We start from the raw sequence: 25,417 nt of genomic DNA on the forward strand, positions 1-25,417 counted from the left end.
TAGCGCCACCCCCCGACACTTTCGTCTCACGGATAAGCGACAGAAGCCGGTCTGTACGCCGTTCAGATGAGCCGGAGCTGCCGGTCCTTGGGTTTCCTGGGTGCCGCCGGACCCCGCCGCTCCAACAGCCCGGGATCGATGGACGACAGGAACGGCGTCGGCGCCATCTCCCGCTCCGAGCCGTGGCGGAAACGGGTCCGGCTGTGCGACAGGAAGAGCCGGTCCTGCGCCCGGGTCAGCCCGACGAAGAACAGCCGCCGCTCCTCCGCGACGTCGTCCTCCGACCGACCCTGCGAGCCGGGCATCCGCAACGGCAGCAGGCCGTCCTCGCAGCCGACCAGGAACACGACCGGAAACTCGAGGCCCTTCGACGCGTGCAGGGTCAGCAGCGTCACCCGGTCCGCCCGTGGGTCCCAGCCGTCGACCTCGGCCCCCGTGGCCAGCGCGCCCAGGAACTCGTCCAGGTCGCTGCCCGCCCGCAACGCCGGCGGCGTCATCAGCTCGACCGCCGTCCACACGTCCGCCTCGGTCAGCCCGATCACGTCGGTGTCCAGCTGCCCGCAGCGGCCCGCGACGACCTGCCCGGCCAGCCGCACCCGCGCCGCGATCGACCCGCCGAGCCCGGTCGCGAACCGCAGCTCACGGGCGATGGCGGCGACACCAGGACGGTCCAGCAGCCGGTCGTGCGACCGCTTCTGCACCGGTACGCCGGCCCGCGCCAGGGCGTCCACGACCGGCGCCGCCTGCGAATCGGTCCGGTACAGCACGGCGATGTCGGAGAAGGACATCGCGCCGACCGCCGCCCGCGAGTCGACCCGGTTGTCGTGCGACCGGTGCGACAGCCCGCCGACCAGCTCGTCGACGGTACGGACGACGAAGTCCGCCTCGTCCGCGACCGACGTCGCCGGGTAGAGCCCGACCATCGGCGCCTCGAGGTCCAGCCGCGCCGGATCGAGCCGCCGCCCCGGCACCAGCGTCGTCGGCGCGATCGCCTGCACCGCCGCGGCCAGGATCGGCGCCGACGAGCGGTAGTTGCGGGTCAGCCGCACGACCCGCGCGTCGATGTCCTGCGTCGAGAAGTCGGTCGCGAACCGCAGGAAGAACGACACCTCCGCGCCGCGGAAGGAGTAGATCGCCTGGTCAGGGTCGCCGATCGCGCACAGGTTGCCGCCGGGCGGGCAGAGCAGCCGCAGCAGCTCGTACTGCACGGGGTCGACGTCCTGATACTCGTCGACGAAGATCCACTGCCACCGGTCGCGGTAGCGGTCGACCAGCGCCGCCGACTCGGTGAGCAGCTGCACGCTCAGCGTCAGCAGCTCGTCGAGCGACACCATGTCCTTCGCCCGCAGCGCCTTGGCCAGCGCGTCCACGGTCGACGGCTCCATCGCCGCGAGCGCCCGCCGCGCCTCCCGCTCCGACAGCGGGTCGAGGGCCGCGAGCAGATCGGCCTCCTCCGCGATCCGGAACTTCGGCGTCAGCCCGACCGCCGGCGCGTTCTCCCGCAGGATCGACAGGCCCAGCGCGTGGAACGTCGACACCGTCACGGCCTCGGTCACCGGCCCGAGCAGGCCCTCCAGCCGCTCCCGCAGCTCCTCCGCGGCCCGCCGGGTGAACGTGATCGCCAGGCACTCCTCCGGGTACACGTCCAGATCGGCGCACAGGTACGCGATGCGATGCGTCAACGTCCTCGTCTTGCCGGTGCCGGGTCCGGCCACGATCAGCAGCGGCCCGCCGGGCGCCGACGCCGCCACCCGCTGCAGCGCGTCGAGCCGGTCGAGCAGCCCCGTCCCGACCTCCTCCATCCCGGCCAGCATCGGCTCGAGCGGCTCATGCGGCGACGCGGGCGCCGAGATCGGCGGCGCGGGCTCGGGTGCCGCGGCGGGCGCCGGTCGGCGTCGCTTCGGCGCCGGCTTCGGCGTGGGCTCAGCCTTGCGCTGTTTCGGCAGCTGCGGCATCGGTACGTCGAACAGCACGTCCTCTTGCATGCCACGGGACCGCAGCTCGTCCGGCTCGAAGAGCTTGATGACCCCGTACTCGCCGTCGAAGCCCGGCGTGCGCCGCACCTCACCGCGCCGCAACCTGCCGATGCCCTCGCCGAGCAGCTCCCCGCCCACGCGGCTGATCTCGTCGACCGGGACCTCGCGCAGGATCGCCAGCTCCGAGCCCAGCTCCGCGACGAGCGACGCCAGCTGCGTGTCGACGGTCTTGGACCTGGCGCCGACGCCGTGGATCTCGCCGAGGATCTCGTGCAGCTGGATCAGGTGCGTGACCTGCGGTGCGCCGGGCGGCACGTACCCATCCGGCCGGTCGGCCAGCTCCTCGACGCGGTGCAGCACGCCGACCGTGAGCGCCTTGCCACAGACCGGGCACAGGCCCTGTGCCTCGCGGGTCTGAGCCGGCAGCCAGTTCACGTCACAGGCCCGATGCCCGTCGCCGTGATACTTGCCCTCCTCCGGGAAGAACTCGATCGTCCCCGCGAGGCCGTCGCCGGTGCGCAACGCGTCCCGCACCTTGAAGTAGTCCAGCTCACTGGTCAGCAGCGTCGCCTCGCGAGCCAGCGCCGGCGGCGAGTGCGCGTCCGAGTTGGACACCAGCCGGTACTGGTCCAGCGACGACACCCGCCAGTTCATCGCCGGATCGGACGACAGGCCCGTCTCCACGGCGAAGATGTGCCCGGCCAGGTCGCCGTAGCAGTCGGCGATCGCGTCGAACCCCGACTTCGACCCCAGCGCGGAGAACCACGGCGTCCAGATGTGCGCCGGCACCAGGAACCCGTCGGGGCTCGCCTCCAGCGTGATCTCGAGCAGGTCCCGCGAGTCGAGCCCCAGGATCGGCCGCCCGTCGGACCCGAGGTTGCCGATCCTGCCGAGCGCGGCGTTGAAGCGCCCCGCCGCCTCGAAGTCCGGCTGGTACACCAGGTGGTGCACCTTGCGGGTCCGATCGCCCCGCTTGTAGATCGTGGAGATCTCCACCGACAGCATGAACCGCACCGGCGCCCCGTCGGCCGCGTTCGCCAGCCGGCCGGGCAGCCGCCGCAGGATCTCCGCCTCACGGTCCGGCTGGAGGCGGAACAGGCCCGGCTCCGCCGGGACCAGCGCCTCCCGCAGGTGGTCGTGCCAGGCGGGGTGGGTGAAGTCGCCGGTGCCGAGCAGCGTGATGCCCTTGCGCCGGGCCCACCAGGTGAGCGTCTCGATGCTGAGGTCGCGACTGCACGCCCGGGAATACTTCGAGTGGATGTGCAGATCGGCTACGAACGAGTGGTCGGCGACGTTCGAAGGCACGCCGAATACTGTCACACTGTGCTGCCACCCCACCGCTGGCGCGGCGGGTCCCGGCGGGGATTCTCACCCACTGTGCTTCCCCCCACCGCTGTCGCGGCGGGGCCCGGCGGGGATTCTCACCCGCAGCCCCAATGCGCCGCTCCGCGACGCACTGCCCACGCTGCCGCGCGGCAGCCTCACCCGCGTGCGCGCCGCATCCGGCGGCCGCCATCACAGGCTGCTTCGACATCACCCCTGCAACCACCACAAACCCGAAATATCCGGCGAACCGCCGGGACCGCACTTACCACAACCCCACGATGGCGAGCGCACCGTGCACTGGTTGCGAAACCAACGACAACGTGGAAGCACCGAACGACACCCCTCGACGGCACGCGGCGGAACGCCCCCGCACGCGGACACCGCAAACCGGCGAACAGGCGGCGCGCCTGTCGGCGGTCCCGGCGCGGCGTGATCAAAGGACGACTATGGCCGTCCGGACGGCCGCCACGCGACTTGGATCACGAGCAGCGGGCAATCGTGCCACCGGACGCCGTGCCGCCGGGCCTATTCCGGCTCACACTGTCTGTGACTTCGGAAGGCCGTCTGCCGGGTTTCCGTGATCCGGAAGAGTTTGTGCTGTTCTGGCGACGTAAAGTCTTCCGGATCATGGGGGCGGTGCGTGGTGGTTGTTCGTCGGTTCCGGCGCGGCGTGATCCAAGGACGACTATGGCCGTCCGGACGGCCGCCACGCGCCTTCGATCACCAAAGGCAACAGCGACTCCGCCGCGTGCGGACAAGCCCGGCCCCGGCGTCCGGACAAACCCGGCGTCCGGACAAACCCGGCGTCCGGACAAACCCGGCGTCCGGACTGGCCTGGCGCTCGCCTAGCTGTCTCGTCTCGGCCCGCCGTTCCGGGCGCAGAGCTAGGCGCGGTGCAGCTCGATGACCGAGATGTCCGGTGGGGCGCCGAAGCGGACCGGGGGGCCCCAGAAGCCGGCGCCGCGGGTGACGTAGACCTGGGTGCCGTCGACGGTGCCGAGGCCGGACACCACGGGGGCCTCCAGGCCCACCAGCAGGTTGAAGGGCACCATCTGGCCGCCGTGGGTGTGGCCCGACAGCTGCAGGTCGACGCCGTGCTTGGCGGCGTCGTGGGCCTGGACCGGCTGGTGGGCGAGCAGCACGACCGGGCGCGAGGCGTCGCGGCCGTCGAGGGCCTTCGCGAAGTCCGGCCCGTCGCCCACGTCCGAGCCTGTGACGTCGTTGACGCCGGCGAGGTCGAGGCCCTGGATGTCGAGGCGCTCGTTGCGCAGCACGCGCACGCCGAGCGAGTTCACCTCGTCGATCCACTCCTGGTAGCCGGAGAAATACTCGTGGTTGCCGGTGACGAAGAAGCTGCCCTGCCGCGACCGCAGGTCCTGCAGCGGCTCCGCCGCTGGGCCCAGCTCGGCCACCGAACCGTCGACCAGGTCCCCCACGATCGCGACGACGTCCGCGTCGACCGAGTTGATGATCCGGACGATCCGCTCGGTGTGCGAGCGGCCCAGCAGCGGGCCGAGGTGGATGTCGGAGACCAGGGCGATCTTGAAGCCGGACATGCTCGCCGGCAGCTTCGCCAGCTGGATCGGGACGCGCTTCAGCTGCGGCGCGCTCTTGGCCTGCCACGTGCCGATGCCCACCGCGCCCACGGACAGCACCCCGGCCGTCGCGGCCAGGGACCGCCCGAGCAGCAGCCGCCGTGAGGGGTCGTGCCTGCTGTCCACAGCCTCCGGCAGCGGCTCCGCCGCCGACCGCTCGTCCACGACCTCGGCGAGCTCGCCGTTGTCCACAGCCTGTGCCGGCCCGGCGGCGGCGCCGATATCCACAGCCCGCCCGCCCGCGTCCACAGTCTCCTGCACAGGTCGGGGACTTCTGTCCACAGGCCCGGCAGTGGTTTCCACAGAGTTATCCACAGGGCGGCGGCGGGTCCACGGGCGCAGGGCGAGCCGGGGCAACTCCAGCAGCGCGAGCGTCACCAGCAGGTAGAACATCAGGGCCAGCCACAGGAATCCGGGCCACGCCAGGATCGGTTGCTGCTTCAGCGGCAGCACCCGCGAGCCGACCAGCGTCACCGGGATCAGGATCCCGAGCAGCACTACCACCAGCGCGCCGATCCTGCGGCCGCGGCGGGTGGTGAAGACGTCCTTGACCAGGCGCTTCCACAGATACCAGTGGATGCCGAAGACGATGAGCAGCACGACCACCAGGAACAGTGCGATGAACAACACGTGTCAGCCGCCCGCGAACGGTGGAAGGACGTCGATTGTCGCCGTCGACGGCAGGGCCGCTTCGCGGTCCCGCCAGGACGTGCCGTCGACGAGGAACGAACAGGCCGTGAGCACCGACGCCAGCCTGGGCCGGTCGTGGGTGAGCACGGCCACGAGCTCGCCGAGCGTCGCCGCCTCGACCTTCTCCTCGGGCACGCCGGCGGCCGCGCGGGCCCCGGCGAAGTAACGCACGAGCAGCACCGCGGTCATCCCCCGATCGCTGACATGGGACGGGCGGGCTGCAGGAACGTCGGGTCGTCGATGCCGTGCCCGGCCGGCTTCGCCCACATCGCCTTGCGCCACAGGTCGGCGAGCTCGCCGTCGGTGGCGCCGCCGCGCATCGCGCCGCGCAGGTCGGTCTCCTCCTGGCTGAACAGGCACGAGCGCACCGAGCCGTCGGCGGTCAGGCGGGTGCGGTCGCAGGCGCCGCAGAACGGGCGCGACACGCTCGCGATCACACCGACCCGCGCGGGTCCGCCGCCGACGGCGGTGTGCCCCTCGACCAGCCAGGTCTCGGCGGGAGCGCCGCCGCGCAGGACGGGGTCGGGCCGCAGGTCGAACGACTCCCGCAGCCGGGCGAGGATCTCCTCGCCGGTCACCATCTCCTCGCGCCGCCAGGTGTGCCCGGCGTCCAGCGGCATCTGCTCGATGAACCGCAGCTCATAGCCGCGGTCGAGGGCGAACCGCAGCAGCGGCACCGCCTCGTCGTCGTTGACCCCGCGCAGCAGCACCGCATTCATCTTCACCGGCACCAGGCCGGCCTCCGCCGAGGCGGCGAGCCCGGCGAGCACGTCGGCGTGCCGGTCACGGCGGGTCAGGGTCTGGAACCTGGCGGGGTCGATGGTGTCGAGCGAGACGTTGACCCGGTCGAGGCCCGCCTCGGCGAGCGTGCCGGCGAGGCGGGCCAGGCCGACGCCATTGGTCGTCAACATGGTGCTCGGGCGCGGCTTCAGCGCGGCGACGGCCCGCACGATCCCCGGCAGCCCGCGGCGCAGCAGCGGCTCGCCGCCGGTGAACCGGACCTCGGTCACGCCGAGCTGGATGACCGCGACCCCGATCAGCCTGACGACCTCGTCGTCGGTGAGCAGGGTCGGGCTCGGCAGCCAGTCGAGGCCCTCGGCGGGCATGCAATAGGTGCAGCGCAGGTTGCACCGGTCGGTCAGCGAGACCCGAAGGTCGGTAGCCACACGGCCATGACGGTCGGCGAGACCGGCATCAGGTGGCTCCGAAGGCTTCATGCCGGAAACGGTACCCCAGGGGTCTGACAGTTCAGAGTGCCCGCAATGTCGACCGCACCGACTCCCGGTACGCCGCCCCGAACAGCGCCGTGTGCACCAGCAGCAGGTACAGCCGATGCAACGCCACCCGGTCCTGCCAGCCGTCGGCGAGCGGCCACGCCTCGCGGTACGCGGCCATGATCCGGTCATGGTGCGGTGCCCCGCCCCACAGCCCCAGCAGCGCCAGGTCGGTCTCCCGGTGCCCGCCGTGCGCCGCCGGGTCCACCAGCCACCCGGCGCCGGACCGGTCCCACAGCACGTTGCCCGGCCACAGGTCGCCATGGATTCGAGAGGGCGGTTCGTCGCCACCGTACGACGAGATGCCGGCGATCACGCGCTCCACATCGGCCACGTCGGAGCCGGTCAGCGCGCCGTTGTCGATCGACGTCCGCAGGAAGGGCAGCAGCCGCCGCTCCGCGAACCACGGTCCCCACGGCCCGTCGGAGGGGTCGTTGGGCAGCGGCGCCGTGCCGATGAACCCGGGCCAGGCGGCCCCGAACGACGGCGCGCCCGCCCGGTGCATCGCCGCCAGCTGCCGCCCCAGCGAGGAAGCCCCGTCGGGGGTCGCCTCACCGTGCTCGATCCACTCGAGGGCGAGCATGGCCGGCAGCTCGGCGATCACCGACGGCACCTGCACCGTGCCGGCCTCCTGAAGCCACCGCAGACCGGCGGCCTCGGTGGCGAAGAACCCCGCGGGCGGGTCATCGAGGGACTTGCAGAAGATCGAGCTGCCGTCGTCGAGCGTGAGCCGCTGCGCGGTGCAGATCGACCCGCCCGGCACCGGCGTCTCGCGGATCCGCTGGTGCTTGATGAACACCGGCAGCTGCCCGGGGTGTGCGCGCAAGAAGTCCAGATCCATCAGCGCTGCCTTCGCAGAGAAACCAAGTGGGTCGCGGCCAGCGCCGGCGGCACCAGCGCCCCGGCCACCAGGCTCAACAGGCTCAGCACCCGATCCGTCGCGCCCATGTGCCCGGCGTGCAGCGCGTGGAAGCCGAAGTGCAGGGTGCCGAAGACGGCCGTGGCCACCCCGGCGAGCCAGCTGGTGGCGGGCCGGTCGAGCACGGCCGCGCCGCCGCAGAGCACCGCGATCATGAGCATCGTGGCGCCCAGGTCGACGATCAGGTGCTGGTTGTAGGGCGGGTACGCGGCCGTCCAGTGCAGCCCGAAGCCGGGAAACGTGGCGAAGAACCGCTCCGGGAAGACCACGGCCCACGCCCCCCAGGCGACGTTGACCAGGGCGATCACGGAGAAACCGGCGCGGCGGACGAAGTCAGCGGGCGGCGGCGCGTAAAGCGTCACGCGCGTCATCGTACGAGCGCAGCACCCCACGCATCGGCGCGACGATGTGCACATCCGCGACCTGCGCGATCGCGGCCCGCAGCCGGCGGTCGGCGCGCGCCCTGGCCCGGCGGGCGGCCATCCCCACGACCGGACGGACGACGACCGACAGCAGCACCCCGAACAGCAGCCCGCCGACGAGCAGCGCGGTCGGCACCGGCAGCCGCCCGGAGTGCGGCGCCGCCACGTCCGGCAGCCCGAGGAACGCGAAGACCGCCCGCACCGTCAGCCACAGCAGCCCCACCAGCGCGGTCGCGGCGCCGAGCCACTGCAGCGCCCCCACCAGCCGCCACCAGAACGGTTTGCGGTCCATGCCGAGGTCCGCCGAGGCGACCGCCACGTCCAGCGCGTCGGGCACGTCGTCGAGGCGTGCGCGGGAAGCGGCGGTGACCGCGGCCGGCCACGGCTCCGGCAGCTCCGCGCCCGCCTGCTCGGCGACCTCTCGGGACGCGAGCGCGACCGCGGCCTTCTGCGCGGCGCTCGATTCAGGCAGTGACGATGCGGCAGGTGTACTGCCGGCAGGCTGGTCCAGGTGCAGGCGCCGCAACGGATCCGGTCGCAGCCGGCGGACCCAGCGGGCGACCGGCCAGCCGAGGACGCCGGCGGCCCGGTGCCGGTAGGTGCGCTCGGTCGCCGCGACGACGATCGGCACCCCGGCCGCTGTGGCGAGGGACTCCGCGAGGCGGTCGATCGCGGCGGGTTGGATGCGCTCGCCCCGTACATCGGCGGCCACCAGCGGATCGAGCTCACCGACGGCACCGCTCACGTCGCCGGCGAGCCGCTGCAGGAAGGCCTGGCGCTGCGCGACGGTGCGCTCCAGCGTGGCGCGGAGCGTGTCGAGGCCGGGCTGGCCCTTCGCGGACGTCGGGAACGCCGGCACGCCGCCGAGCCCGTCGGCTTCCAGCAGCCGGCGCAGGTCGGCGACGAGCCGCTCGCTGTCGGTGCGGTTGAGCCGGTCGGCCTGGTTGAGCACCACGACCGTCACGTCCCGGTGCCGCTGGAACTGGGAGAGGTACTGCTGGTGGACCACGCGGTCGGCGTACTTCTGGGGGTCGAGCACCCACACGACGAGGTCGACGAGGCGCAGCAGCCGGTCGACCTCCAGCCGGTGCCGTGCCTCGATGGAGTCGAAGTCGGGCAGGTCGAGCAGCACCAGCCCGCGCAGGCCGGCCTCGTCCTCGCCGTCGAGCGCGCTCTCGCGGGTGAAGCGCCGGTTGGGCGGCACGCCGAGCCAGTCGAGCAGCGGCCCGGCGCCCTGCGCGCCCCACACGCAGGCGTGCGCGACGCCGGTCGTCGGGCGGCGCACCCCGACCCGCGACAGCTGAAACCGGCACAGCGCGTTGAACAGGCTGGACTTGCCGCTGCCGGTGGCGCCCGCGAGCGCGACGACGGTGTGCGCCCTGGACAGAGCGAGCCGCTCGCCGGCCCGGTCGATGACCGTGCGGGCCGTGACCAGCCTGGCGTCGGGCACGTGGTCCTCGGCCGCCTGCACGAACCGCCGCAGCGACTCCACCCGGTCGGCGAGCTGGTCGGCGTCCACCGCGCCGCCCTGCCGCGGGATCACCTGCTTGATCTTGTCCACCAAGCTCATTTCTGCGGCTCCAGCCGGACGTCGGCGCGGGCGAGCTGCACCGCGGTGCTGGCGGCGCGCAGGCGGCCGGCGTAGTCGTCGTCGATCCCCGCACCGGCCAGCGCGCTGCGGTAGCGGCCGGCCTCCTCGTCGAAGAGGGCGGTGACCCGCTCCAGCAGGTCCTGTCTGGCCCGGGCGGCGAGTGACCGCACCGCCTGGTCGCCGAAGATCGCCTCGAGCACCTTCTGCGCGGTGACGGTGGTGCCGCCGGCGACCACGATCTCCAGCCCGGTCGGGATGAACGCGGTCGCCGCGAAGACGGAGACCATCACCAGCAGCCCGGTCGCGTTGACCGCATAGGCGCTGGCCCGGGCGAGCACCCGCTTGTCGCCGGCCTCGGAGCGCACCAGGTCGAGGACCGAGCGCTGCCAGTCGCGGATGAGCCGGGCGATCCGCTCGTCGAGGTCGTCGGAGGGGCGGGTCAGGTTGGGCGCGGCGGTGAGCAGCGCGGTGCCCGCGGGGTGGGCCTTCCAGGCGGCGCCGGCCCGCTCGGCGGCGTCGGTCGCGGCGCCCTTGAGCAGGATCGCGAGTCCCGAGCCGATCGCCTCCTGGAAGCGCTCGCCGGGCGCCGGCCGGCCGGTGACGGCGGCGACGACCCGGTCGCGGGCGCGCCCGACCCGGGCCTGCAGCGCGCGCATGATGTCGCCCGTGCCGACGAGCTCCTGCCATCGGGCCAGCACCTCGCCCCGCAGCAGCGCCCCGTCGTGGATGCCCTGCTCGACCGAGGAGGCGGCGGCCCGGTAGGACCCGCGGACCGCGTCGTCGAGCGACTTCGCCGCCGTGACCTGGTCCTCCGCGGCCGAGGCGAGCACGCCGACGTCCATCGTGAGCGCGTCGACGGCGCCGCCGACGGTCTGGCGGACCACGGCCGCGCGCGCCTCCGCGGAGCGGGCCAGCTTGCCGAACCAGTCGCGCAGCGGCGCCACCTGCGCCTCGCTGAGCAGCCCCTGACTGTCGAGCCGGGCCTCGGGCAGGATGAACAGCGGCACCCCGCCGAGGTCCTGCTCCTGCAGCATCCCGGTCAGGTGCGGGCCGATCTCGTCGGCCGCGCCGCCGCCGGGCACCCGGTCGAGCACCAGGGCGATGGCGGTGCCCCGGTTACGGGCGGTGCGCAGCATGCCCCACGGCACCGCGTCGGCATACCGCGCGGCGGTGGTGACGAAGAGCCAGAGGTCGGCGGCGGCGAGCAGTTGCGAGGCGAGCTGCCGGTTGGCGTCGACGACGGAGTCGATGTCGGGCGCGTCGAGCAGGGCCAGCCCGGGGCTGAGCGCCTGGGCGGACACGACCTGCAGCGTCCTGGCATCGCTGCTCGCGCCGCTGGTGCGGGTCAGCGAAGGCAGCACGTTGGCCTTGGCGAACCACGACATGTCGGTGGGGTGGCAGACGAGGACCGGCGCCCGGGTGGTGGGGCGCAGCACGCCCGACGGGCTGACCGGGGTGCGGACCAGGCTGTTGACCAGCGTCGACTTGCCGGCGCCGGTCGAGCCGCCGACGACCACCAGCAGCGGCGCGTCGAGCCGGTCGAGCCTGGGCAGCAGATAGTCGTCGAGCTGGCCGACCATGGCGGCGGCGACCGCGGTGGCGCGCTCGGCGCTGGGCAGCGGCAGCGCGAATCGGGTCTCCTTGCCGAGGTCGCGGAGATCGACGAGCGCCGAGACGAGGTCGGCCAGTCCGGACCGCTCCGGCTCCCGGGCGCGTGGGGGCCGACCGGCGGACGGGCCATCAGCTGAAGGGCTGGCAGCCGCCGACCGGGCGGACACCGACTCGCCCTGTGTGGTCACCGCTAAAGCGTGCACGATGTCGCTGTCGAGCGCCATGCAATGGCCGTAAGCATCGATGTCACCCAGCGCAATCTCACCCATGACGTACCACAGCGGCGGCCCCGGGTGTGACAAGTTGCGTCGGTCTCACTCAAGGTTGGACTTGACGATCGTGACTTGCATGGCACTATTGAGTGACAGTCACTCAACTTCGCAGTCGGGGCTCTCGCACCGGCTGTCTCTTGGAGGTCAAGCAGCTATGGCACGTGCGGTCGGCATCGACCTCGGAACCACCAACTCGGTGGTCAGTGTCCTGGAGGGCGGCGAGCCCAGCGTCATCGCCAACGCCGAAGGTGCGCGCACGACGCCGTCCATCGTCGCGTTCGCCCGTAACGGTGAGGTGCTGGTGGGCGAGGTCGCCAAGCGCCAGGCGGTCACCAACCCGGACCGGACCATCCGCTCCGTGAAGCGTGAGATGGGCACCAACTGGGCCATCGACATCGACAGCAAGAAGTACACCCCGCAGGAGATCTCCGCGCGGGTGCTCATGAAGCTCAAGCGCGACGCCGAGGCCTACCTCGGCGAGCAGATCACCGACGCGGTCATCACCGTGCCGGCATATTTCAACGACTCGCAGCGCACCGCCACGAAGGAGGCCGGCGAGATCGCCGGTTTCAACGTGCTGCGCATCGTCAACGAGCCGACCGCCGCCGCCCTGGCCTATGGCCTGGACAAGGGCCCGAAGGAGCAGACCGTCCTGGTCTTCGACCTCGGCGGTGGCACGTTCGACGTGTCGGTCCTGGAGCTCGCCGAGGGCGTCGTCGAGGTCAAGTCGACCTCCGGTGACAACCACCTCGGTGGCGACGACTGGGACGAGCGGGTCATCGACCACCTGGTGAAGATGTTCCGCGGCCAGCACGGCATCGACCTGTCCGCCGACAAGATGGCGATGCAGCGTCTGCGCGAGGCCTCCGAGAAGGCCAAGATCGAGCTGTCCGCCGCCACCACCACCTCGATCAACCTGCCCTACATCACCGCCGGCCCCGACGGCCCGCTGCACCTGGACACCCAGCTGTCGCGCGCCGAGTTCCAGCGGATGACGCAGGACCTGCTCGACCGCACCAAGGTCCCGTTCGAGAACGCGATCCGCGACGCGGGCATCAAGGTCGGCCAGCTCGACCACGTCATCCTCGTCGGTGGCTCGACCCGTATGCCCGCGGTGACCGAGCTGGTCAAGCAGCTCACCGGCAAGGACCCCAACAAGGGCGTCAACCCGGACGAGGTCGTCGCCGTCGGCGCCGCCCTCCAGGCCGGTGTCCTCAAGGGTGAGGTCAAGGACGTCCTGCTGCTCGATGTCACCCCGCTGTCGCTGGGCATCGAGACCAAGGGCGGCATCATGCACAAGCTGGTCGAGCGCAACACGACCATCCCGACCAAGCGCTCCGAGGTCTACACCACCGCCGACGACAACCAGCCGTCGGTGCTCATCCAGGTCTTCCAGGGTGAGCGGGAGATGGCGGCCTACAACAAGCGCCTCGGCACCTTCGAGCTGACCGGCCTGCCGCCGGCGCCGCGTGGCGTGCCGCAGATCGAGGTCACCTTCGACATCGACGCCAACGGCATCGTGCACGTGTCCGCCAAGGACCTCGGCACGGGCAAGGAGCAGTCGATGACGATCACCGGCGGCTCGGCGCTGCCGAAGGACGACATCGAGCGGATGATGCGCGACGCGCAGGAGCACGCCGACGACGACAAGCGCCGCCGCGAGGAGGCCGAGACCCGCAACCTGGCCGAGGCCCTGCAGTGGCAGACCGAGAAGTTCCTCGCCGAGTCCGGTGACAAGATCCCGGCCGACGCCCGCGACCAGATGAACGAGGCGCTGGGCGACCTGCGCAGCGCACTGGGCGGCAACGACACCGAGCGGATCAAGGCGGCGCACGAGAAGCTGGCGCAGGTCTCGCAGCAGGCCGGCAGCGCGCTCTACGAGCAGCAGCGGCAGCAGAGCGCCGGCGGCGAGGCTCCCGGCGCCGGGTTCGGCGGCGGCGACACGGCCGGCACCGCCGGCACCGCCGGAAACGGCCCGGATGACGTCGTCGACGCCGAGATCATCGACGAGGGCGACAAGAAGTGACCGACGAAGCCCGCGCCGCCGGCCCGGAGGGGCCGGCGGAGCGCGTTGTGATCAAGGACAAGCGGAAGGTGTCGGCCGACAGCAAGCCGGTCGAAACACCCGACGCCGGACACACCGCGGAGGAGGTCGAAGTGGCGGTCGAGGAGACCGAAGAGGCAGAGGTGCAAGCGGAAGCGGCCGACGAGACACCGGTCGAGGGCGAGATCGTGGACGAGGCGTTCACGGTGCACGCGCCGCCGGCCAGCGAGCCGGGCGAGGCCGCCGCGCAGGGCACCACGGACGACGCGCACCAGCACGGCCTCGGCGCCGAGCTGGCCGCGCTGCGCACCGACCTCGACGAGCGCACCCGTGACCTGCAGCGGGTCACCGCCGAATACGCCAACTACCGCAAGCGGGTCGACCGCGACCGGGCGCTGGTGGTCGAGCAGTCCACCGGCAACGTGCTCGGCGCGCTGCTGCCCGTGCTCGACGACCTGGACCGGGCCCGCGAGCACGGCGACCTGGTCGGGCCGTTCGGCGCGGTGGCGGAGCAGCTGACGGCGGCGCTGACGAAGTTCGGGCTGACCGTCTTCGGGTCGAAGGGCGATCCGTTCGACCCGACCCGTCACGAGGCGGTGGCCCACCTGACCTCGGCCGAGGTGAGCGAGCCGACCTGCATCGACGTGATGCGGCGCGGCTACCTCCTCGGCGAGCGGCTGCTGCGACCGGCCCTGGTCGCCGTTGCCGACCCGGAGTAAGAGACGCCTGGAGGAGGTGGCGCGATGAGTTCGAAGGACTGGTTGGAAAAGGATTTCTACGCGGTTCTGGGCGTCACCAAATCCGCTACCACCGACGAGGTCAAGAAGGCGTACCGCAAGCTCGCGCGCGAGCTGCACCCCGACCGCAACCCCAACAACGCGGCGGCCGAGGAGCGGTTCAAGGCGGTGTCGGAGGCGTATGACGTGCTCTCCGACCCGGGCCGGCGCAAGGAGTACGACGAGATGCGGTCGCTCTTCGGGGCGGGCGCGTTCCGGCGCAACGCCCGGGCCGGCAACCACGGCCCGGGCGGGCCCGGCTTCGACTTCTCCGACCTGTTCGCCAATGGCGCGCAGGGCGGCGGGGCAGGCCCCGCCGCCGGCGCGGGTGTCGGTGGCGACCGCCGCTTCGGCGGTGCGGGTTTCTCTGACCTGTTCAGCTCGATCTTCTCCGGTGGCGGCGGACCCGGCGCGCCCGGTGGGACGCCCGGCCGCCGCGGCCGCGGACGCGACGTCGAGACCGAGGTGGTCCTCAACTTCGCCGACGCGGTCCAGGGCGCGACGCTGCCGATCACGCTGCGCACGCCCGGCACCTGCGAGACCTGCCACGGCAACGGCGCGGCCCCCGGCTCCACGCCGCGGACCTGCCCCAACTGCCGCGGCCAGGGTGTCGTCAGCAGCAACCAGGGCTCGTTCAGCTTCACCGAGCCGTGCCGCGAGTGCCAGGGCGTGGGCACGATCGTCGACGAGAAGTGCCCGGAGTGTGTGGGCAGCGGCGGCGTGACCAAGACCCGCACGATCAACGTGCGCATCCCTCCGGGGGTCGCCGAGGGTCAGCGGATCCGCCTGAGCGGTCGGGGCGAGCCGGGCACGCGTGGCGGCGCGGCCGGCGATCTGTTCGTGTTGATCAGGGTGCGTCCCGACTCGGTCTTCGGCCGGACCGGCGACGATCTGACCCTGACGGTGCCGGTGACCTTCGCGGAGGCGGCGCTCGGCGCCGACCTGCGGGTGCCGACCCTCGACGCGGCCGTGACGCTGCGGGTGCCCCCGGGCACCCCGAGCGGGCGGACGCTGCGGGTGCGCGGCAAGGGGGTCGCCCGGCGCGACGGGAAGGTCGGCGACCTGCTCGTCACGATCGACGTCCACGTGCCGGCGGAGCTGAGCGAGGCCGCCCGGCAGGCACTGTCCGACTACGCGGCCGCGGCGCCGCCGGCTCCGAGGGAGCGGCTCGACGCGATCGCACGGGAGCGCAGCAGCTATGAACGATGACGATGACGAGCGTGCGATCTTCATCGGCTTCGAGGCGGTCTCCGACGCCAAGGTGCTGATCATCTCGATCGCTGCCCGGCTGGCCGGGATGCACCCGCAGACCCTGCGGCAGTACGACCGCATGGGGCTGGTGCAGCCCGGCCGCACCTCCGGCGGCGGCCGCCGCTACAGCGAGCGCGACGTGGCGCTGCTGCGCGAGGTGCAGCGGCTCAGCCAGGAGGAAGGCGTCAACCTCGCCGGCATCAAGCGGATCATCGAGCTGGAAGGGCTCGTCGGTGACCTGCGCCAGCGGGTGGCCGACCTGGAGGACGAGCTGATCCGCACCCGGACCAGGCTGGCGCAGCTGGAGGCGGCCGGCTTCCCGCGCCGCGACCTGGTGCCGACCAACCAGCACCCGACGGCGCTGGTGGTGTGGCGGCCTTCGCAGAAATGACGTGTTTGCCGTTCCCCGCCGCAGGGCATCAGGTGCGCAGGGAATGGTGTGGTCATCCGGAGGGCTGACCGGATGCTCGCAGGGTGTGGTCAATGAGAGGGCGCCGTCGCTGACGGCGCCCTTTCAGCTGATCCTGCGGGGTGCGCGGGTCAGGCCGCCCTCGCACCAGTCGTGATACTCGAACAGCTCCGGCCGGGCCAGCAGCATCCGGGCGTTGTGCGCCCAGGTGGTCAGCAGCTCGTCGCCCTGCTCCTCGGCCTGCTCGACGAACTTGCGCAGCCGCCGCTTCGGGTGGGCCCGGAAGTGCGTGCGGATTCCGTCGGCGGCGTAGATGTACAGGCAGTGCAGTGCGAACCGGCGGGCCGGGCAGGCCGGGTCCATCGCCAGGTCGAACAGCGTGCCGATCAGCCGGTCACCGGCGACCAGGAGGTCCCAGTCGGGCGGCATCGTCTGCAGCACCGCCGCGTCGGGGTGGTAGGCCCAGGCACGCAGCTCGGCTGGAGTAGGGTCGACCGGATTGGCAAAGCCCCGGAATCCCGCTTGTTGCACGCTCACTGTCAGCTCCCGTGGCCAGCGGGTATGTGATCGCCAGAGGTCCTGGAGTCGGCGACAACTTAGCCCGCCACCTGGCGACTGCGGAAGAGCCGAAGGGACCGGTTACTCTCCGGATACAGCCATACGGGTGGCTTTAGGGTGAAAAGTCGCCCCGGTTCAGGGCTATATCAATGGATCTCGCCTGGGTCTACAGTGTCGTCGTGAGCACGGACCATCGCGACATGCGCATCTCAGACGCGGAGCGCGAGCGGGTTGTGGCCCAGCTGAACACGGCGGTGTCCGAGGGTCGGCTCACCCTCGCGGAGTTCGAGGAGCGCGTCGACGGCGTCCTGCGGTCCCGCACGTTCGGCGAGGTCGAGCCGTATGTGATCGACCTTCCCGTGCAGCAGGTGACCGCGCCCAAGCTGGTCGAGATCCGCAACCGGGCGTCGGCGCTGAAGCGGCAGGGCCGCTGGACCGTCCCCCGCCTGCTGTCGATCTCGACCCGGTCCGGGTCGGTGAAGATCGACTTCACCGAGGCGATCTTCAGTGCCACCGCCGTGGACATCGCGCTCGACGCGCAGTCCAGCTCGGTCGAGCTCATCCTGCCCGCCGGCGCCGCCGCCAACCTCGACAGCATCGACGCCGACGCGAGCAACGTGCGGTCGAAGGTCGAGCCGTCCGGGCCGGGCGTCGCGTTCCGCATCAGCGGCCAGGTCAAGCGCAGCAGCGTCAAGGTGCGCTACCAGCGGAGGTTCCTGCGGTGGCGGTGGTGAAACAGGCGGCGGTGGCGAAGCAGGTGGCGGTGGTGAAGCAGGTGGCGTCGGGGAAGCGTCGCGCGCTGGCCGCCGCCCTGGCCGTCACGCTGTCCATGACGCTGACCGCCGGCTCCTGCGGCCCCGGCGAGGAGCAGGCCGACGACCCCGCGCCGGACGTGTCCTACCAGGAGGAGGCGCCGGCCCCGGCCGGCTCGGAAGACCCGCACAACCGGCAGTCGGTGGTCCAGGTGCCGAAGGGCACCTCGCCGCGCGCGGTCGAGTTCGCCGACGCCGACACCGGGTATGCCCTGTTCAGCACGTGCGTCAACGGGCAGGCCTGCCAGGTCGGCCTGGTCATCACGCTCGACGGCGGGCAGTCGTGGGTGCCCCGCAAGGTGCCCTTCGACGACGCCACCGAGGTCGAGATGCGCCTCGGCCGGGGCAACGTGCTGCTGCTGCGCACGGCGCCCGGCGGCTGGTACGTCTCCAAGGACACCGGCCACACGTTCAAGCAGTACCCGCTCAACCCGCCGCCGCCAGACCTCAACCTCACCGAGCCGCGCTTCAGCGTCGGCTGCCTCGACGGTACGGTCGACTGCGCGGCGCGCCAGCCGATGGAGATCACCGACGACGGCAAGCGCGTGGCGCTGCCCAGCCACCCGCAGGGCAACCAGCGTTTCACGAGCCTGGTCGCGCAGGCGGACGGCAAGCTGTGGCTGACCGCGCAGTCCGTCGAGACCTCCGGCAGCGTCCCGCCGATGATCACGGTCAGCGTCTGGAGCAGCGCCGACCGCGGCCGCACCTGGCACGCCGAGGGCACGGCCAGGCTGCCGCAGCAGAGCGGCGTGGAGCCGCACGTGGTGGTGGCCCCCGACGGCTCCGACGTGTGGCTCGCCGCCAACCAGTTCGCGGCCCGCCGCACCGAGGGCGGGACCTGGGTCGAGGCGAGCGCGATGCGTGAGGTCGCCGAGGTGTACAGCGCGGAGGTCCTGCCCGGCGGCCTGCTGCTGGTCGCCAGCGGTCAGGGCGTCTGGACGGTGGACAGCGAGCGGCGCACCCGCGACCAGGGCGGCCGGCTGGTCTTCCGGCTGCGCCGGCTGTCGGAGACGACGATCCTCGGCTACCCCGCGCAGCAGTCGGGTGAGGTGTGGCTGTGCGAGGTGAAAGACAAGAATTGTGAGTGGTCGAGGGTCGCTGTCGCTGCACGATAAGACTTGAGTGGAATAGACTCAACCTCGCGAGCGTCGTACCTGGTGCACAGGTATGGACCGGAACGAGGAGCCGATGAACGCCGAACGCCTGACCACCAAGAGTCGCGAGGTCATCAAGGCCGCCGTTGACGCGGCGAGCCAGCGCGGACACGCGACCGTCGAACCATGGCACCTGTTGCTGGCACTGCTGGACACGGGCGGCTCGACCACCGCGGGCCTGCTGCGCGCCGTGGGCGCCAACCCCGCCGACATCCGCCGCGCCGCGCTGCACGCCGTGGACCGGCTACCCAGCGCCAAGGGTTCCAGCGTGGTCGAGCCCAATGTCGCCCGCGAGTTCGCCAACGCGATCGCGGCCGCGGAGCAGATCGCCCGCCCGCTCGGCGACGAATACACCTCGACCGAGCACCTGCTGGCCGGCCTGGCCCGGGTCGGCGGCGCGGTCGCCGCCCGCCTCAAGGAGTCCGGGGCCACCGAGGAGACCCTGGTCGCCGCGTTCCCGCAGGTCCGCGGCGGTGACCGGCGCGTCACCACCGCCGACCCGGAGCAGACCTTCCAGGCCCTGGAGAAGTACGGCGTCGACCTGACCCAGGCCGCCCGCGACGGCAAGATCGATCCGGTCATCGGCCGGGACTCCGAGATCCGCCGGGTGATCCAGGTGCTGTCCCGCCGCACCAAGAACAACCCCGTGCTGATCGGCGAGCCGGGCGTCGGCAAGACCGCGATCGTCGAGGGCCTGGCCCAGCGGATCGTGGCCGGCGACGTGCCCGAGTCCCTGCGCGACAAGCGCCTGGTCAGCCTCGACCTGGCGGCCATGGTCGCCGGCGCGCAATACCGTGGCCAGTTCGAGGAGCGCCTCAAGTCCGTCCTGGAGGAGATCAAGGGCTCCGACGGGCAGGTCATCACGTTCCTCGACGAGCTGCACACGATCGTCGGCGCCGGCAAGGGCGAGGGCTCGATGGACGCCGGCAACATGCTGAAGCCGATGCTGGCCCGCGGCGAGCTGCGGATGGTCGGCGCGACCACCCTGGACGAATACCGCGAGCACATCGAGAAGGACCCCGCGCTGGAGCGCCGGTTCCAGCCGGTCGTGGTCGGCGAGCCGTCGATCGAGGACACCATCGGCATCCTGCGCGGGCTCAAGGAGCGCTACGAGGTGCACCACGGCGTGCGGATCACCGACGCGGCCCTGGTCGCGGCGGCCACGCTCTCCGACCGGTACATCAGCGACCGTTTCCTTCCGGACAAGGCGATCGACCTGGTCGACGAGTCCGCGTCGCGGCTGCGCATGGAGATCGACTCCCGGCCAGTCGAGGTGGACGAGGTCGAGCGGACCGTGCGGCGGCTGGAGATCGAGGAGATGGCGCTGGCCAAGGAGCCCGACGCCGCCTCCGCGGAGCGGCTGGAGCGGCTGCGCGCCGAGCTGGCCGACCGCCGCGAGCACCTGACCGCGCTGACCGAGCGCTGGCAGAACGAGAAGCAGCACATCTCCGCCGTCTCCTCGATCAAGGAGCAGCTGGAGCAGCTGCGCGGCGAGGCCGACCGGGCCGAGCGCGACCTCGACCTCGCGAAGGCCTCGGAGCTGCGGTATGGGCGGATCCGCGACCTCGAGCAGGAGCTGCGCACCGCGGAGGTCGAGCTCGAGGAGCTGCAGTCCGCCGGCTCGATGCTGAAGGAGGAGGTCTCCGCCGACGACATCGCGGCGGTGGTCGCCTCGTGGACGGGCATCCCCGCCGGCCGGCTGCTGGAGGGCGAGACCGCCAAGCTGCTGCGGATGGAGGAGGCGCTGCGCAGCCGGGTCATCGGCCAGGAGGCCGCGGTGCAGGCCGTCTCCGACGCGGTGCGCCGCGCCCGCGCCGGGATCGCCGACCCCGACCGCCCCACGGGCAGCTTCCTGTTCCTGGGCCCGACCGGCGTCGGCAAGACCGAGCTGGCGAAGGCGCTCGCGGAGTTCCTCTTCGACGACGAGCGCGCCATCGTCCGAATCGACATGAGCGAGTACGGCGAGAAGCACACGGTCGCCCGGCTCGTCGGCGCGCCGCCCGGATACGTGGGTTACGAGGAGGGCGGCCAGCTCACCGAGGCGGTCCGCCGCCGGCCCTACTCGGTGGTGCTGCTCGACGAGGTCGAGAAGGCGCACCCCGACGTGTTCGACGTGCTGCTGGCGGTGCTCGACGACGGCCGGCTCACCGACGGGCAGGGCCGCACGGTCGACTTCCGCAACGCGATCCTCATCCTGACCTCCAACCTCGGCTCCGAGGTGCTCGCCGACGACCCGACGCTGACCAGGGAGCAGCGGCGCGACGCCGTGATCGCCGCCGTCCGGCAGCACTTCAAGCCGGAGTTCGTCAACCGGCTCGACGACATGGTCGTGTTCGACGCCCTGTCGCCCGCCGACCTGCGCGAGATCGTCGACATCCAGCTGCGGGCGCTCGGCCGGCGGCTGGCCGACCGGCGGCTGACGCTGGACGTCACCGACGCGGCGCGTGACTGGCTCGCCAGTCTGGGGTATGACTCGGTGTATGGCGCCCGCCCGCTGCGGCGCCTGGTCCAGACGTCCATCGGCGATCAGCTCGCCAAGGCGCTGCTGGCCGGCACGATCCGCGACGGCGACCGCGTCGTGGTGGACCTGGCGGACGACAAGAAGGCGCTCGCAGTCAGCGCCGGATAAGGACGAGGGCGATGCTGTGGAAGAGGAAGGGCGCGTTCGACGATGAGCTGAGCCAGCTCGCCGCCGCCGACACGCTGGCGTTCGGCGGGGTCGGCTTCGCCGGCACGCTCACGCCCGCCACCAAGGCCTATTTCGCGGTCGGGGAGGGTCTCCACCGGCACGGTGCCGAGCTGCGGCCCAAGCTGGAGGCGCTCCTCGACCACGCCACGCCCGCCGGCCGGGTGTACGCGGCGGAGCTGCTGACCCGCATCGACCCGGCGGCCGGCAGGGCCGCGTGGCAGCGCCTGGCGGGGCAGGACGCCGCGGTCAGCACGTTCACCGGCTGCATGATGGGCAGCACCACGCTGGCCCAGTATGCGCAAGATCGCCTCAACAGCTGAGCCTATAACCTGCGCCCGCAGCCCGACATCGATACGGTTGATCCTCAAGGTTTCCTGGGAGGAGATCCGATGGCATTCGCCGACCCAGCGTCTGGGCCGCGAGCCCGACCGTCCACCGTCAACCTGGCCGTCTACCTGCTCTACGCGGCGGCCGGGATCGAACTTATCAATATCATCATCTCACTCGTCTATGCCGGTGCGCTCGCCGACGGCGCCAAGAAGGCCGTCGCCGGCACGTCGCAGGAGGGCGCCGGGTTCGGCGCCGGTGCCAACGGTGCCGTCACGCTGATCTTCGGCATTCTGATCATCGTCCTGCTGGTCCTGCTCGCCGTCTTCGTCGGCAAGGGCAAGCAGGTCGCCCGCATCCTCACGTGGGTGCTCGGCGGCCTCGCGGCGTGCTGCTCGCTCGGTGGGTTCGCCTTCTCGCTCGCCGGGGAGAGCCTCTGGGAGCAGGCGCGCAAGAACGACCCGAAGCTGCCGACCTGGGACAAGTACAACGAGCTGCTCTACTCCGAGGTGCCGGGCTGGTTCCAGCCGGTGACCACGGTGCTCGGCGTGCTGCTGATCCTGGCGATCCTGGCGGTCATCGTGCTGCTGGCGCTGCCGGCGTCGCACCCGTACTTCCGCAAGGTCGAGGCGCAGTGGGAGCCGCCGGCGCCCGGCACGCCCGGCGACTCCGGCTACCCGGGTGGCTACCCGCCGCCCGCCGACGGCCCGCCGCACCAGCCGCCGCCGGCTCCGTAAGGCCGCACCGCCTCTGTAGGGCGACACCGCCGAAGCGGCTCAGCAAACACTCGAAGGCCCCGGGAGACCGGGGCCTTCGGCGTGCCCGGGACTAGATTGGCGCGCATGACCCAACGGCCAGTCGCCCTCATCACCGGCGCCACCGCAGGCATCGGTGCCGCGTTCGCCCGCGAGCTCGCCAAGACCCACGACCTCGTGCTGGTGGCCCGGGACAAGGCCCGCCTCGAGGCCGTGGCGGCCGAGACCGTGGCGGCCGGGGCGGGCGGCGCCGAGGTGCTGCCGGCGGACCTGTCGACGCCCGAGGGCTGCGACCTGGTCGCGGCCCGGATCACCGCCGCGGACCGGCCCGTGGACCTGCTGGTCAACAACGCCGGGATGAGCCTCAACACGCCGTTCCCCCGCTCCAGCGTGGAGCGGGAGGAGCTGCTGCTGCGGCTCAACGTCCACGCGGTCATGCGGCTGACGCTCGCCGCACTGCCCGGGATGACCGCCCGCGGCCGGGGCGACATCATCAACGTCTCCTCGGTGTCCGGGTTCGCCGCGATGATGCCCGGCTCCACGTACCCGGCGACCAAGGCCTGGGTCACCAACTTCAGCGAGTCGACCGGCCAGCTGGTGCGGGCCGGAGGGGTCCGCGTGATGGCGCTGTGCCCCGGGTTCACCCGCACCGAGTTTCACCAGCGGGCCGGCATCGACGCGGGCAAGACGCCGCCGTGGCTGTGGCTGGATGCCGGCAGCGTGGTCCGCGACGCCCTGCGCGACCTGGGGAAGGGCAAGCTCGTCAGCGTGCCCAGCTGGAAGTACAAGATGGTCGTCTTCGGGGTGCGGCACGCCCCGCAGGCACTGATGCGGCGTGTCGCCCGCGGCACGAGGAGCCGCATCGGCCGCGATGATCATTGAGTGGTGCCAGCATCGAGCATGATTGACGTCACGATGCCGCCGAACGGTCGGACTTGTGCGGCGAAGGGCTGAGTCCCTGGGACAAGCCCATCCCAGAAGCGGTGTTCGCGCAGGTCAGGGCTGATGTGACAGGGTCTGGCGAGGGGTACGAACCGGTGAAACCAACGCGAATCTCCCTCACGTGCGGTTCGTTGACCCCTGTCACCGTCACCCCTCGTGTCACTCGTGGTGATCGCTGCGATCACCTTCGTATTCCTCCTTGTCCACTTGACGGCCCTATATTTCTGCGAGAGTGCGGGTCATCGATTCGCCGAGCAGATTTAGCGCGTACGCTTCGGTCATGACCGACCGTGACGACCTGCTGAAACTCGTGCTCGACCTGGCTGTGGTCCGAGGCAAGGTGACGCTGTCGTCGGGACAAGTAGCTGACTGGTACGTGGACCTTCGTCGCTTGACGCTGCACCATGCTGGTGCGCCGCTCGTCGGCCGGGTGCTGCTCGATCTGGTCGCCGACTGGGATTTCGACGCTGTGGGAGGGCTGACCCTCGGCGCCGATCCGGTGGCCACCGCGATGCTGCATGCGGCTGCCGCGCGGGGGACGGGACGCGAGCTCGATGCGTTCGTCGTCCGGAAGAGTGACAAGGCTCACGGTCTGCAGCGCCGGGTCGAGGGACCCGACGTGGCGGGCCGGCGGGTGCTGGCGGTCGAGGACACCTCCACGACTGGGGGAAGCGTCCTCACTGCAGTAGAGGCGTTGCGCGAGGCCGGCGCGGAAGTTGTCGGTGTCGCGGTTATCGTCGACCGTGGGGCGGAAAAGGCGGTCCGCGCCGCGGGGCTGAGCTATCGCTCAGCATTTTCGTTGGCCGACCTCGGCCAATAGGGCTGAAAAATTGTCGATTCGGACCTGCGTATATGCAGGCGGGTCGATGGTGTTGGTGGAAGGATGGAATACGTGGGAACTGCGCTGGCTGAGATGACCCTGCCCCAGATCTCGCCACTTGCTGGCGAGCCGATTGACCGCGCCGATGCCGAGCGTCTTGCCGGCGTCCTGAAGGCACTTGCCGACCCTGCCCGACTCCGGCTCCTGAGCCTGATCCAGTCGGCACCGGACGGCGAGGCGTGTGTGTGTGACCTGACGGCCCCGCTCGGGCTCTCGCAGCCCACGGTGAGCCACCACCTGCGAATCCTGACCGAGGCCGGTCTCCTGGAGCGCGAGAAGCGGGGTGTCTGGGCGTTCTACCGCCTGGTGCCCGCCGCTATCGGCACCATCGCCGACCTTCTGACGCCGCCGCGCAAGCGCGCGACCAAGAAGGCACCTCGGTAGGTTGCTCCAGCGGCCCGGCGACCTGCGCGACCAGCTTGCCCTCCTGGGGCGGGCGGTCGTGCGGTCAGGGCTTGTCGTGGGCTCGGGCGGCAACCTGTCCGCCCGGGCGCCCGGCTCCGACGAATGCTGGGTGACGGCTGCCGGCACCTGGCTCGACGGACTGTCGCCAGACTCGTTTGTTCGGGTCCGAATCAGCGATGGCGCGGCGCTTGACAAAGATGCCGCGCCATCATCTGAGCTTGGGCTCCACCTGGCGACCTACCGCGTCCGACCCGACGCGAACGTGATCGTGCACCTCCACCCGCAGACGGTGCTGCTGCTCGACGCGATCGGCGAGCCGATCCGGCTCGTCACCACCGACCATGCCTTCTACCTGCGGCAGGTCGTGACCACCCCGTTCAGCCCGCCCGGCGATCCCCGGGTCGGTGAGCTGGCCGCGGCCGCGTGCGCGGGTGGCGTCAACTGCGTGATCCTCTCCCATCACGGCTGCTCCGTGATCGCCGACTCGGTCGAGCTGGCCCATAAGCGCGCCCTCTACCTGGAGGAAGCCGCGCTGCTGACTTACCGAGCGTTAACCCTGGGTCGCACCCCGCAGCCGGTGCCGACCGACTGGCTGAACCTTCCCTCAGCAACCGCCTGACCTGCGCCTACACTGCTCCGATCGCGTCGACGCGAGCGGAGACACGCGGCAACGCGCGAAGACACGCGGAGACGCGAGCAGAGGCACGCGAAGACCCGTCCAGGGACGCGAGCAGGCGGC

General features: G+C 71.6%; 22 protein-coding genes. 13 read left to right on the top strand and 9 right to left on the bottom strand.

Annotation, left to right across the window (positions count from 1 at the left end):
* Window positions 1-62: 62 nt before the first annotated feature.
* From ACQEVZ_RS26735 to ACQEVZ_RS26770, 8 genes are all read right to left on the bottom strand, one after another.
* Complete coding sequence (locus ACQEVZ_RS26735; RefSeq protein WP_433371247.1) at window positions 63-3,281, bottom strand: UvrD-helicase domain-containing protein; 3,219 nt, start codon at window positions 3,279-3,281, stop codon at window positions 63-65.
* A 905-nt stretch (window positions 3,282-4,186) separates the two neighbouring features.
* On the bottom strand, window positions 4,187-5,527 hold the full coding sequence (locus ACQEVZ_RS26740) for a metallophosphoesterase (RefSeq protein WP_433371250.1): 1,341 nt from the start codon (window positions 5,525-5,527) through the stop codon (window positions 4,187-4,189).
* A 3-nt stretch (window positions 5,528-5,530) separates the two neighbouring features.
* Window positions 5,531-5,776: a MoaD/ThiS family protein gene (locus tag ACQEVZ_RS26745; protein WP_433371253.1), complete on the bottom strand. Its 246-nt coding sequence runs from the start codon at window positions 5,774-5,776 to the stop codon at window positions 5,531-5,533.
* Window positions 5,773-6,804 carry a GTP 3',8-cyclase MoaA gene (moaA, locus tag ACQEVZ_RS26750; protein ID WP_433371256.1) on the bottom strand — a complete coding sequence of 344 codons (1,032 nt, stop codon included), beginning with the start codon at window positions 6,802-6,804 and terminating at the stop codon, window positions 5,773-5,775. The genes ACQEVZ_RS26745 and moaA overlap by 4 nt, the downstream gene beginning before the upstream one ends.
* A gap of 31 nt (window positions 6,805-6,835) precedes the next feature.
* The gene (locus tag ACQEVZ_RS26755; RefSeq protein ID WP_344500774.1) at window positions 6,836-7,702 is read right to left on the bottom strand and encodes a fructosamine kinase family protein; all 867 of its coding nucleotides are present in this window, start codon (window positions 7,700-7,702) and stop codon (window positions 6,836-6,838) included.
* On the bottom strand, window positions 7,702-8,142 hold the full coding sequence (locus ACQEVZ_RS26760) for a hypothetical protein (RefSeq protein WP_344500776.1): 441 nt from the start codon (window positions 8,140-8,142) through the stop codon (window positions 7,702-7,704). Before ACQEVZ_RS26760 ends, ACQEVZ_RS26755 begins: the two co-directional genes overlap by 1 nt.
* Window positions 8,114-9,772 (bottom strand): GTPase family protein, encoded by a 1,659-nt coding sequence (locus ACQEVZ_RS26765; protein WP_433371261.1) that lies wholly within the window; start codon window positions 9,770-9,772, stop codon window positions 8,114-8,116. The genes ACQEVZ_RS26760 and ACQEVZ_RS26765 overlap by 29 nt, the downstream gene beginning before the upstream one ends.
* Window positions 9,769-11,628, bottom strand: a complete 1,860-nt coding sequence (locus ACQEVZ_RS26770) for a dynamin family protein (RefSeq protein WP_433371264.1) — start codon at window positions 11,626-11,628, stop codon at window positions 9,769-9,771. Before ACQEVZ_RS26770 ends, ACQEVZ_RS26765 begins: the two co-directional genes overlap by 4 nt.
* A 202-nt stretch (window positions 11,629-11,830) precedes the next feature.
* Between ACQEVZ_RS26770 and dnaK the strand changes: the two genes are divergently transcribed.
* The 4 genes from dnaK to ACQEVZ_RS26790 are packed head-to-tail and all read left to right on the top strand — an operon-like array spanning window position 11,831 to window position 16,138.
* Window positions 11,831-13,702 (top strand): molecular chaperone DnaK, encoded by a 1,872-nt coding sequence (dnaK, locus tag ACQEVZ_RS26775; RefSeq protein ID WP_344500780.1) that lies wholly within the window; start codon window positions 11,831-11,833, stop codon window positions 13,700-13,702.
* Complete coding sequence (gene grpE / locus ACQEVZ_RS26780; protein WP_433371268.1) at window positions 13,699-14,439, top strand: nucleotide exchange factor GrpE; 741 nt, start codon at window positions 13,699-13,701, stop codon at window positions 14,437-14,439. Before dnaK ends, grpE begins: the two co-directional genes overlap by 4 nt.
* 24 nt (window positions 14,440-14,463) lie before the next feature.
* Window positions 14,464-15,705 (top strand): molecular chaperone DnaJ, encoded by a 1,242-nt coding sequence (dnaJ, locus tag ACQEVZ_RS26785; RefSeq protein ID WP_433371271.1) that lies wholly within the window; start codon window positions 14,464-14,466, stop codon window positions 15,703-15,705.
* A complete protein-coding gene (locus tag ACQEVZ_RS26790; protein WP_360559149.1) occupies window positions 15,695-16,138 on the top strand; it encodes a heat shock protein transcriptional repressor HspR in 444 nt (147 codons plus the stop codon). Before dnaJ ends, ACQEVZ_RS26790 begins: the two co-directional genes overlap by 11 nt.
* Window positions 16,139-16,261: 123 nt before the next feature.
* On the opposite strand, the gene ACQEVZ_RS26795 is transcribed toward ACQEVZ_RS26790, so the two are convergent.
* Entirely contained in the window at window positions 16,262-16,693 is a 432-nt protein-coding gene (locus ACQEVZ_RS26795) for a hypothetical protein (protein ID WP_344500788.1), read from the bottom strand.
* 200 nt (window positions 16,694-16,893) lie between these two features.
* Between ACQEVZ_RS26795 and ACQEVZ_RS26800 the strand changes: the two genes are divergently transcribed.
* The 9 genes from ACQEVZ_RS26800 (at window position 16,894) to ACQEVZ_RS26840 (ending at window position 25,297) form a co-directional block, all read left to right on the top strand.
* Entirely contained in the window at window positions 16,894-17,448 is a 555-nt protein-coding gene (locus tag ACQEVZ_RS26800; RefSeq protein ID WP_433371276.1) for a DUF1707 SHOCT-like domain-containing protein, read from the top strand.
* Window positions 17,436-18,641, top strand: coding sequence for a hypothetical protein (locus tag ACQEVZ_RS26805; RefSeq protein WP_433371279.1), 1,206 nt, complete (start codon window positions 17,436-17,438; stop codon window positions 18,639-18,641). Before ACQEVZ_RS26800 ends, ACQEVZ_RS26805 begins: the two co-directional genes overlap by 13 nt.
* Window positions 18,642-18,714: 73 nt before the next feature.
* Window positions 18,715-21,309, top strand: coding sequence for an ATP-dependent chaperone ClpB (gene clpB / locus ACQEVZ_RS26810; protein ID WP_433371282.1), 2,595 nt, complete (start codon window positions 18,715-18,717; stop codon window positions 21,307-21,309).
* 11 nt (window positions 21,310-21,320) lie between these two features.
* Entirely contained in the window at window positions 21,321-21,689 is a 369-nt protein-coding gene (locus ACQEVZ_RS26815; protein ID WP_344500796.1) for a hypothetical protein, read from the top strand.
* A 69-nt stretch (window positions 21,690-21,758) separates the two neighbouring features.
* Window positions 21,759-22,433, top strand: coding sequence for a hypothetical protein (locus ACQEVZ_RS26820; protein ID WP_344500798.1), 675 nt, complete (start codon window positions 21,759-21,761; stop codon window positions 22,431-22,433).
* 105 nt (window positions 22,434-22,538) lie between these two features.
* Window positions 22,539-23,333, top strand: a complete 795-nt coding sequence (locus tag ACQEVZ_RS26825; RefSeq protein ID WP_344500800.1) for an SDR family NAD(P)-dependent oxidoreductase — start codon at window positions 22,539-22,541, stop codon at window positions 23,331-23,333.
* Window positions 23,334-23,673: 340 nt separating this feature from the next.
* The gene (gene pyrE, locus ACQEVZ_RS26830) at window positions 23,674-24,213 is read left to right on the top strand and encodes an orotate phosphoribosyltransferase (protein WP_344500802.1); all 540 of its coding nucleotides are present in this window, start codon (window positions 23,674-23,676) and stop codon (window positions 24,211-24,213) included.
* 63 nt (window positions 24,214-24,276) lie between these two features.
* The gene (locus tag ACQEVZ_RS26835; RefSeq protein WP_203848243.1) at window positions 24,277-24,657 is read left to right on the top strand and encodes an ArsR/SmtB family transcription factor; all 381 of its coding nucleotides are present in this window, start codon (window positions 24,277-24,279) and stop codon (window positions 24,655-24,657) included.
* A 1-nt stretch (window position 24,658) separates the two neighbouring features.
* Window positions 24,659-25,297 carry a class II aldolase/adducin family protein gene (locus ACQEVZ_RS26840; protein WP_344500806.1) on the top strand — a complete coding sequence of 213 codons (639 nt, stop codon included), beginning with the start codon at window positions 24,659-24,661 and terminating at the stop codon, window positions 25,295-25,297.
* Window positions 25,298-25,417: the final 120 nt, after the last annotated feature.

Origin of the sequence: Dactylosporangium sp. CA-152071 (assembly GCF_050936335.1) — a bacterium.
GTDB classification, from domain to species: domain Bacteria; phylum Actinomycetota; class Actinomycetes; order Mycobacteriales; family Micromonosporaceae; genus Dactylosporangium; species Dactylosporangium maewongense.